At 43.7% G+C, this 10649-nt stretch carries 9 protein-coding genes; 6 read left to right on the forward strand and 3 right to left on the reverse strand.

All coding sequences use genetic code 11. The features are described from left to right. Together A3763_RS21165 and gatC are read right to left on the reverse strand one after the other, a co-directional pair. Positions 1-690: amidase (locus tag A3763_RS21165; RefSeq protein WP_255376632.1), on the reverse strand; the 690-nt coding region annotated here is incomplete at its 3' end. An 81-nt stretch (positions 691-771) separates the two neighbouring features. Beyond that, positions 772-1059 (reverse strand): Asp-tRNA(Asn)/Glu-tRNA(Gln) amidotransferase subunit GatC, encoded by a 288-nt coding sequence (gatC, locus tag A3763_RS21170; protein ID WP_068507575.1) that lies wholly within the window; start codon positions 1057-1059, stop codon positions 772-774. Positions 1060-1332: 273 nt separating this feature from the next. Between gatC and A3763_RS21175 the strand changes: the two genes are divergently transcribed. From A3763_RS21175 to A3763_RS21200, 6 genes are all read left to right on the forward strand, one after another. Then, positions 1333-2370, forward strand: a complete 1038-nt coding sequence (locus A3763_RS21175) for a rod shape-determining protein (RefSeq protein WP_068507576.1) — start codon at positions 1333-1335, stop codon at positions 2368-2370. A gap of 21 nt (positions 2371-2391) precedes the next feature. Next, complete coding sequence (gene mreC / locus A3763_RS21180; RefSeq protein WP_068507578.1) at positions 2392-3309, forward strand: rod shape-determining protein MreC; 918 nt, start codon at positions 2392-2394, stop codon at positions 3307-3309. Further along, positions 3306-3785, forward strand: coding sequence for a rod shape-determining protein MreD (gene mreD, locus A3763_RS21185; protein ID WP_068507580.1), 480 nt, complete (start codon positions 3306-3308; stop codon positions 3783-3785). The genes mreC and mreD overlap by 4 nt, the downstream gene beginning before the upstream one ends. Before the next feature lie 80 nt (positions 3786-3865). Continuing rightward, the gene (gene rng / locus A3763_RS21190) at positions 3866-5341 is read left to right on the forward strand and encodes a ribonuclease G (RefSeq protein WP_068507582.1); all 1476 of its coding nucleotides are present in this window, start codon (positions 3866-3868) and stop codon (positions 5339-5341) included. Positions 5342-5350: 9 nt separating this feature from the next. Beyond that, a complete protein-coding gene (locus tag A3763_RS21195) occupies positions 5351-9343 on the forward strand; it encodes a YhdP family protein (protein WP_068507585.1) in 3993 nt (1330 codons plus the stop codon). Positions 9344-9380: 37 nt separating this feature from the next. Continuing rightward, positions 9381-10205, forward strand: a complete 825-nt coding sequence (locus A3763_RS21200; protein WP_068510930.1) for a carbon-nitrogen hydrolase family protein — start codon at positions 9381-9383, stop codon at positions 10203-10205. A 6-nt stretch (positions 10206-10211) separates the two neighbouring features. Here A3763_RS21200 and yjgA read toward each other — a convergent pair. Further along, a partial coding sequence (gene yjgA, locus A3763_RS21205) for a ribosome biogenesis factor YjgA (RefSeq protein WP_068760466.1) occupies positions 10212-10649 on the reverse strand: 438 nt, incomplete at its 5' end.

The following is a 10649-nucleotide window of genomic DNA, read 5'->3' on the forward strand; positions in this document are numbered from 1 at the left end:
TGCAAGCACGTTCAGCATCATTGCCGCATCTTCTGCAGTGAGAGCCATCGGGCCAGCTTGGTCAAGACTTGATGCGAAGGCAATCATTCCGTAGCGTGAAACACGGCCGTAGGTTGGTTTTAATCCGGTTAAGCCGCAAAGAGAAGCAGGCTGGCGAATAGAGCCGCCGGTATCGGTTGCGGTTGCTATTGGCACAAGTCGAGCGGCAACGGCAGCTGCTGAACCGCCAGATGAACCACCGGGTACAAGTTGCTCTTCTTGGCTCCAAGGGTTGATAACTTTGCCAAAATAACTTGTCTCGTTAGATGAGCCCATCGCGAATTCATCCATGTTTGTTTTACCTAAACAAACTGCGCCCGCATTTTTAAAATTGCTGACGATGGTGGCGTCATAAGGCGGAATAAAGTTATCTAGCATTTTTGAGGCGCAGGTAGTTAACACGCCTTCGGTGCAGAAGATGTCCTTATGTGCAAAGGGAATACCTGTCCAGGGTGTTGCCTTGCCGCTTGCGATAATCTCATCGGCTGCTTTCGCCTGTGCAAGCGCTTGTTCTTCGGTAACGGTAATGAAACTATTATATTGGCCGTCAAGCTTCTTGATTCTGTCTAGAAAGTATTGGCTGAGCTCGAGGCTTGAAAACTCGCCGCTAGCAAGCCCTGTTGATAATTGTTTTACAGTTTTGTTTAGCATGTTTAGTTAGCTTTCGAATAGAGTGAATGTTGTGCTATCGATAATAATGTGATGTTGCTAATGGATAGGTGGACGTTCACCTTACTCAATAACCTTTGGCACAAGAAATAAACCGTCTTCAGTGTTGGGGGCGACAGTTTGGAGCTTTTCTCTTTTATCGCTTTCAGTGACAACATCTGGACGTAGAACCTGTACAGCATCCATTGGGTGAGCCATTGGTGGAATGTCTTCAGTATTGGCATTTTGTAGCTGATCAACCAATGACAGAATATTTGTTATATCGTTACTGATTTTCTCAACTTTATCGTCTTCGATATGAAGCCGAGCCAGGTGAGCAATTTTATTGATGTCTTCTGGATCGATGGACATGTTAATCCTCAAGCGTTGTCTTTTCTGGAGCATCAATTCGAAGCCACAGATTAGGTGTTAGGTAATTAAAAAATTGCCGCCATAATATCAGGAATAATTCCGGCCAGACAAATAAGAGGGGTTAATTAAATCGTATTGTTTAATATATGTTCAGAAATGGGGTAAATTAGCTTTAATTATCGTTCATTTTTCAATTCCGTCTTGCTCTATATAGGTACCGTTGTTAAAGTTGCTCGATTATTTTCTACGAATTGTTTAGGTTGATCTCACACCATGTTTAAAAAGATCCGAGGCTTATTTTCCAGCGATTTATCTATTGACCTAGGGACAGCTAATACGCTTATTTATGTTAGGGAACGAGGCATTGTTCTGGATGAACCTTCTGTAGTCGCTATTCGTAGCAACGGAGCGCAAAAAACAGTTGCAGCGGTTGGTGCTGAAGCAAAGCGTATGCTTGGTCGTACTCCTGGTAATATCACAGCAATTCGCCCATTGAAGGATGGAGTTATTGCAGACTTCGTTGTGACTGAAAAGATGTTGCAGCACTTTATTCACAAAGTTCACGAAAACAGCTTTATAACACCTAGCCCGCGTGTTTTGGTTTGTGTACCGAGTCGTTCAACTAAAGTTGAGCAAAAGGCCATACGCGAGTCTGCTCTAGGTGCAGGTGCCCGTGAAGTTTATTTGATTGAAGAACCAATGGCTGCTGCGATTGGTGCCGGTTTACCCGTTGAAGAAGCAAGTGGCTCTATGGTCGTTGATATTGGTGGTGGTACGACTGAAATTGCCATCATTTCTCTAAACGGCATTGTTTATGCTGACTCAGTAAAAGTTGGTGGTGACCGCTTTGATGAAGCAATTGTTACTTATGTTCGTCGTAACTACGGCAGCCTAATTGGTGATACCACTGCAGAGAAGATTAAACAGGAAGTCGGTTGTGCATACGAAGGTCTTGAACTTCGAGAGATCGATGTACGTGGTCGCAATCTGGCAGAAGGTGTGCCTCGTGGCTTTACCTTGAACAGTGAAGAAATCCTCGAAGCGCTACAAGAGTCATTATCTGCGATTGTACAGGCAGTGAAAGGGGCTTTAGAGCAGTCACCTCCAGAGCTTGCATCAGATATTGCCGAGCGTGGTATTGTCCTGACAGGTGGCGGATCATTGCTCCGAGGTCTTGATCGACTTTTAAGTGAAGAAACAGGCCTTCCTGTTATTGTCGCAGAAGACCCGCTTACCTGCGTTGCTCGTGGTGGTGGTAAAGCAATCGAATTGATCGATAATAGCTCGGATGGCTTATATCCAATTGAATAAAAAGCTGGGTAACATTGAGTAATGAAACTTGGCGCTTCTGATAAAACAATTTTTGTTCAAGGCCCTTATCTCGTATACAGGTTAATTCTAGCATCAGTCGTATCACTCTTATTGATATTCATTGATGTTAGATTTAGCTATCTAGACCCTGTTCGTGGAGTAATAAGCTCTGCGTTAACACCGGTTCACTGGTTGAGTGATTTACCGGTTTCTATTAGTGAAGGCTTGAGTGAAAGCTTTACGAGCCGTTCCGATCTCCAAGAAAAAATCGATTTAATGGAATCCCGCATGTTGGTGCTTGAGCGCAAAGCTCAAAAACTCGCATCAGTAACGGCTGAGTTAAATCGCTTGCGTGAGCTACTGAATGCTTCTCGCATTGTTGACGATGGTGTCGTTGTTACCGAAATGATCGGTGTTAGCCCTGATTCTGACAATCAATACATCTTGCTTAACAAGGGCAGTCAAGACAGGGTTTATCTCGGTCAGGCCGTTCTTGATTCACAGGGATTGATGGGGCAAGTGGTTGAAGTAAATGAATTTACCAGCCGGGTCCTACTTATCTCTGATAGTCGTCATGCGGTTCCTGTCCAAGTAAATAGAAATGGTGTTAGGGCGATTGCTTATGGTGTTGGGGCGCTCGACTATCTTGAGCTAGGAAATGTTCCAGATACCTCTGATATTGAGGTGGGTGATCTTTTGGTAAGTTCTGGTCTAGGGGGGCGCTTCCCGGAAGGCTATCCAGTGGCAAGGATTAGCCAGATATCGCACCATGATGGACGCTCCTTTGCAGAGGTTCGCGCCAGGCCTGAAGCACAGTTGAATAGAAGTCGTCTCTTGCTTTTGGTGTTTAAAGAGGGGCAAAACGATAGTACCGTCATCGATGAGAATAAAGAACAATCTAGTACTAAGCAGCATGCGTCTGACGAGGTAAACGAATGACTCAGTCGAGAGTAAGTTGGGTGGCCGTTGCATTGTCTTTCGCCGCAGCTGCCGTATTGGAATTGTTAGCAATGCCGCAAATGCTACTTGCCTTTCGTCCTGAGTGGATGGTATTGACTTTGATATACTGGTTATTGAGGCACCCCGAACGTATTGGTCTGTTTTCTGCTTTTATTGTGGGCGCAATCATGGATGTGCTGTCAGGTACTTATCTCGGTATTCATATAATTGCTTGCTGTATCGTCTCTTATTTGGTTTTGACGATGCATCAACGCTTAAAAATGTTTCCGGTACTACAGCAGTCCTTGGTAATATTTTTTATTATCGGAATTTTGTTGATGATTGTGATGACTATCAGAGGAGCGCTTGGCGCTGTCGATAATAATATGTCTTATCTGGGAGCTGCACTATCAAGCGCCTTAGTTTGGCCTTTTGTATTAATTTTCACCGACCGTCTTGTTTTTGCATTGCGATAATAAAAAAACGCTTTGATATGCCGCTTCGTTTCAATAGCTGCTAATCTTATTATTTTGACAGGAAAGTTTCAGGTAGTGCTATGAGTGAAGAGCTTTTAATTAACGTTACGCCGGTTGAAACTCGTGTAGCGCTTGTAGAAAACGGAATGCTGCAAGAAGTGTATATCGAGCGTTCAAGTTGTCGTGGCTTCGTTGGTAATATCTACAAAGGAAAAGTAGTCCGTGTGCTTCCTGGAATGGAGGCTGCATTTGTTGATATTGGTCTTGAGCGCGCCGCATTTATACACGTTTCTGATATCACCTCTAACCCACAAGTCGGTGAAACTGGCGAAAGTGAGAATAATGCAGATATCGCATTATTGTTGCGCGAAGGTCAAGAGCTTGTTGTTCAAGTCATCAAGGATCCCATTGGTACGAAAGGTGCCCGTTTAACCACTCAGCTGTCAATTGCTAGCCGTTACTTGGTTTATATCCCAAGTGTTTCACATATTGGTATATCTCAACGTATCGAAGATGAAGTAGAGCGAGAGCGTTTAAAGCAGCTTGTTTTGAATTGTCAGGTAGATAACGAAGAGGCAGGCTCGGGCTTTATTGTGCGTACTGCGGCCGAAGGTGCAGGAGAAGATGAGTTTACGGCAGATATAAAGTTCCTGGAGCGCCTTTGGAAAAAACTAAAGCAGCGAATCAAAGAGAACGCAATTCCATCTGTTGTCTATCAGGATTTGCCGCTGTTTACACGTGCGATAAGAGATCTGGTAAAGCCTCAAACCGAGAAAATTAGAATCGATTCAAAAGAAAGTTATGGGATTGTAAAGGAGTTCTCCGAAAACTTTCTCATTGATGTTAGTAAGCGGCTTGAGTATTACCCAGGTGAACGACCTGTATTCGATTTATATAATGTTGATGATGAAATTCAGAAGGCGCTGGGAAAAAAGGTTCAACTTAAGTCTGGTGGCTATCTAATCATTGATCAAACCGAAGCTATGACCACGATTGATGTGAATACCGGCGGTTTTGTCGGGCATCGTAATCTTGAAGAGACCATATTCAAGACCAATCTCGAAGCTGCAAGGACCATTGGTAGGCAATTGCGCTTAAGAAATCTTGGCGGGATTATCATTCTCGACTTCATCGATATGGAGGATGAGGAACATAAGCGCCAGGTTCTACGAATGTTAGAGAAAATGCTTGAGCGAGACCATGCACGTACAACGGTAAGTTGCGTTTCAGAGCTTGGCCTGGTTGAAATGACACGTAAGCGTACCACTGAAAGCTTGGGGCAAACCTTGTGTGAGCCTTGCCCTGTATGTGATGGCACTGGTGTGTTAAAGACCGCTGAAACAGTCTGTTATGAAATTATGCGTGAGATTCTCAGGGTGAATCGTGCTTATGACGCAAATATCTATTTGGTTATGGCTTCGCAAAACGTGATTGATCGCTTACTCGATGAGGAGTCTGACAATGTTGCTGACTTGGAAACCTTCATTGGCAAGCAAATCAAGTTTCAAGTAGAAGTCATGTATAATCAGGGACAATTTGATGTAGTCTTAGTCTAGCGTGACAATGTGAAGAATAAAATACTGAAAATCATTAGGATTAAGTTAATAACGATTGCCTTTTCGGTATTATTTCTGGTTGCCTTGTACGTACTCGGGCTAAGAATAGCCAGTATATTTCTTGAAGACTACCGTCCTGATCTAGAGCGTTACCTATCTGAGTTAAGTGGTCAGCGTGTTGAAATTCGTCAATTGAACTCTGCTTGGCGTGGTCTTGACCCAACGCTCAATATTCACGGCCTTAGCGTCAACGGGCAGAGCTACGCTTATGTTGGGCGTATACGTATACAGGCTTCATTCCTCAACTCTCTTCTTAATCTCCAGCCTTCTATCAAGGAAATCATGATTGAGCATACTGAGCTTAGTATGCAACAGTTTGAGGATGGTGCCTGGTCCGTCGCTTCAACACCGGTAGATTTAAAAGAATTGTTACAGCAGCAAGAGAAGGCGACACCAACTGCCTTGCCAATAGATATAGAAGCTCTACTTGGGCAAGCGAAAATCTACCTTAACGATTTAAGCCTCTCCTTACATAACAATAAAGGCTTGGTTCAAACTCTTAGAATTCCCAACAGCTCCTTAACTTACCACGATGATAGTGTCTTCATTAGCGGCTCGATTCGAGAGTCTGACAGTGCTAGTTCCTTATTATCTTTTTCTCTGGAAGGTAAGGGCGTGTTAACTGAATCAAGAATGAAGACTAGCTTATATATCGAAGCACGCTCCGCTGAATTCTTTGGTAAATTGCTACAAGTTTATAGCTGGGAAAGTCTATCAATTGATGATATTTCCGCAAGCACGCGTGCATGGTTAGAATTCGAAGGGTTTAGTCTTACATCAATTCAAGGCAACCTTCAGCTAAATGAAATGAATTGGCGTGCGGGGGAACAATCCGTTCCGCCAATACGAAACCTGGCTTTCGATTACCATTGGCAAAAGAGCAATCAGGGTCAGAATATGTCTGTTTACGGCCTTAATTTCTCCTGGAAAGGGAGCTTGTGTCAAAGCGATGTTATTAATATTAACAGTGATGCATCGCAAACAAAGGTATCGATGTCAGAACTCGATATTTACTGTCTTGCTCAATTGGGGCTCGCGTCTGGGCTTTTGTCAGATAATCTTCATGATCGTCTTGAGATTAGTCAGCCAGAAGGGCAACTAAAAAACGCCTGGATCAATATCGAACATCAAAAAGACGCCTCATCATTTACCTTTGAAGCTGAGCTTGATCAGGTCTCTCTAGATGCTTATGAAGGAACACCCTCCGGGATGGGTATCAATGGATATGTATTTGCTGATAATCAGGGAGGCTTCGTAAACTTTTCAAGTCATGACTTTGAGCTGGGTTTCCCGGAATTATTTCTTGAGCCTTGGACGATGGCAAAGGCTGATGGTTACGTTGCGTGGGATATTCAAGAAGACGGCGTAGACGTTTATTCTGATGGCTTGCGCTTGGTGCAACAAGACGGAGGTTTGGTATATGGTGATTTTTCTATAAGGCTAAACGGAGAGGGCGATGAAGATTACTTGGATTTAGCCATTGCTCTTCAAGATCTTAGTGCTCCCAGCGCTCCGTCTTTTGTGCCTTACTATATTGTTGGTTCAGGTCTACATGATTGGTTAGTCGATGCCTTAAGGTCCGGTACCGTTGTTTCAGGAGTTTACCTGGGGCACGGATCAGTTGAAACTATTACTGCAGACAACAGCTTTACTTCTAGCATCGACCTGAATACTGAAAACCTGGTGCTCGACTTTGACAGGAATTGGCCGCCTGCTGAGCAACTAAACGCGAATATCTCACTTCAAAATGGTCAGTTGCTGGTTATTGCTCCTGAGGCCAAAATTGTCGACACAAAGCTAAATGAAGTTCGAGCTACAATGCTTGAGCCTGAAGGGGCAGCCAGCTCAATACTTAGAATAGAAAGCAGTACAAAGGCTACATCTGAAAACTTACAGTATTGGTTGGCTGAGTCACCAATCTCTGAACATACTGAAGCTGTTGCAGAGCAGTTAGTGTTCGAAGGTGACTTTGATGTTGACGTACTCTTGGATATACCCGTATCCGAAGGAGATGACGGCGCTGAGCTTGCTTATCTTATTCGCTCGACTTTAGAAGGGGTTAAGCTTCATCATCCCGATTCTGGAATCAGTTTTGACCGCGTGACAGGTGTCCTCGACGTTACAGAAGATAAGGGCGTAACAGCTAATGACGTAGAGGTTATTGCTTTCGGGAAGCCTGCATTGCTAAATATTTCTACTTCTTTTGATCCAGCTACATACGATTATCTGCTTACTGATCTTGAAAGTAATGAATTTAGAGACCTCTCACAAACGAATATAAGCCTGGCAGGTAATACCGATATCGAACAGGTTTTCGACTTTTTTGGCTATCAAACTACGGCGTTTTTGGGTGGAAGCTTCGATTACCTCGCTGAACTATACCTCCCAAATCATAAGGAGTCTGAGCCTTTTGTTGATATTCGAAGTAATTTAAAAGGCTTGACGCGCGACTGGCCTTGGCCCTTGGCGAAACATGTTGATCAACGAGAGGATTTCATTACTCGTCTAAAACTCAAACCTTCGCAGATGTTGGTATTGTCTAAACTGAACTTGGATAATAGTCAGGCGCTCAACACCGAATTATTGTTTGTGGATGGTAAATTTTCATTTGGAGAGGTTTCGATAAATAAGGCTAGTATGGAAGCGCCAGACTTAAGTGGCCTCAACATCGCGGCTAATCTCAATGAACTAGATGCAGATTCATGGATCGACTTTGTAGGCGATTTAATAGCCTTACCTTGGGAGCTGGATAGTGATAATAATACGGAAAGTATTCTTAAGAAAGTTCAGTTAGATGTTGCTTCTACAACTGCATTTGATCATAAGTTAAAACAAGCTCGTATAGAAATTTCTCAGCCAAGTGATGAGTGGCAAGTTGAGTTGAGAGGCGAGGATATCTCCGGAAAAATAGTTCTGCCGAATACTGATGGCTCTATCAAGGCAGATTTCAGCAAACTGGTATTAAGTAGCGATACACCAAGTTCAGACTTAAAGGAAGATAGTGCGCCAATTGACCCTAGAACGCTTAGTAATGTCGAATTCTCCGCGTCTAACTTGCAGTTAGATGGTCGAAAACTAGGTGCTTGGAGTGGTAATTTGCAGTCGTCGCCAACAGGAGCGATATTCTCAAATATAAAAGGCAGTGTTAAAGGTAGCCAGTTTTCCGGACGGCTTAATTGGCAGGTTTCAGAAGACAATTTACAGACCAGCATTCTGACAATGGATGGCAAAGGTAGGCATTTTGAAAATGTATTCAGATTGGCAGGTATTGATCCTCTTGTGAGTAGTGATGACTTTAGTTCAAAGCTTGCGCTTACCTGGCCTGGTGCACCTAAGGACTTTTCGCTAGGTAAACTATCAGGCTCTCTGTCACTGATACTCGAAGATGGATTTCTGCAAACTGACGATGAAAAAACAGGTGCTTTACGTCTGTTCGGCATCTTGAACGCTGAAGCGATAATGCGTCGTTTAAAGCTGGATTTCTCCGACCTGTATAAAAGTGGGGTCGGCTTCGACTCTTTTACGATGAACTCAAGTATAGATCAGGGCTTACTTACACTCTCTAAACCCTTGGTCATTGATGGGCCGGCAGGGAAGTACACCATAAACGGAAGTAGTGACTTAGCGAGTAAGGCGCTGGACCTGGACATGCTTATTGAGCTGCCTTTTTCGCAGAATGTGCCTTTGGCAGCTCTCGTTCTTGGTGCTCCTCAAATTGGAGGTTTAGTTTGGCTTGCAGACAAATTGCTTGGTGAACCCTTAAGTGCTTTAACTACTTCCCGATACGATATTACGGGTACGTGGCAAAAGCCTATAGTGGAATTAAAAGAGGCGGTAAACGCGAGCAAGAAAAAACGTAAGACGACTCAAACGCCTCAGCGAGTAACGCCACCAATAGAAGAGAGTGATGCGGGTGCAGAAAGCAATTTGGCACCGAATTAAAATACTACGACATCAATCAATTATATAAGGTAACGCCGTGGTTCGAGTTGCATGCATTCAAACGGTCAGTACTGATGAGCCAGAAGAAAATTTCAAGCTGGCGATGGAGGTACTCGAGCGTGAATTTTCTGGTTCTGATTGTGAGCTAGTTGTTTTCCCTGAAAACTTTCTTTATTTCGGCAGCGCACTAAATTCCCAGCTTCAGGAAAAGTTCGAAGGATATTTGGAAGCCTTTCGTCAATTTGCCAAAAATAATTCTATCAACCTGGTTTTGGGTAGTTTGCCGTTCCCCGCTTCGCTCTCACTTAGTTCACAAGGGAAGCAACGATATTTTAGTCGTAGTCTTCTGATTAATATCTCAGGTGAAGTACAGGCCTACTATGATAAGCAACATTTATTTGATGTTGAGGTCGGTGATGAGCATGGCGAGTATCGTGAGTCGGATACCTTTTGTCCCGGTGAAAGAACCGTAGTTGAAACGATAAGTTTCGAAGATGGTACTCAGGCCGGAATCGGATTTTCAATTTGCTATGATTTGCGCTTTCCAGAGATGTATCAGGACATGCGTAGGGCAAGGGCAAAAATATTACTTGTACCTTCTGCTTTTACCGAAAAAACCGGCCAAGCTCATTGGGAGTTATTGTTGCGTGCGCGAGCTATTGAAAACCAGTGCTTTGTTATTGCTGCAAATCAGGGTGGAGAGCATAGCCGTGGGCGTAAAACTTGGGGACAGAGTATGATCATCGACCCTTGGGGAAACATATTAAACCAGCTCGGCAAAGGAGCTGGTATTTGTAGTGCGAATTTGGATTTTAAAGGCTTGAATAAAATTCGCGCAGCGATGCCGCTATTTTCAAGTTAGCTGGCTTTACTCAATATCTTGAGTAATCGTTCGAATATATTGAAACAGCTTTTTACCCGCGCCAGTATTCTTTTGCTGGTCGTGATCTTTCTTAGCGTTGCGAACGAGCGCTCTCAGGTGTTGTACGTCTGTATCAGGGTTGTCGGAAATAAAATTACTAAGCACATCATTTCCACCGCTAATCAAACGGTCTCTCCAGGACTCCATTTGGTGAAGCTCTTGAGCATATCGTTGACTGCTGGAGTCAAACTGATCAATTGCGAACTGAATCGCTTCAGCGTCTTCTGCGCGCATTAGCTTACCAATGAATTGAAGGTGCCGCCTTTTCGCCTCATTTTGACGAATATTGTAGGACTCTTTTATTGCATGAGTCAGATCTTCACTCATTGGCACTTTTTTTAGCTGAGCTGGCTTTAGTTCAGTAAGTTTTCGGCCTAAAGCCTG

The sequence above is a fragment of the Oleiphilus sp. HI0128 genome, assembly GCF_001635365.1.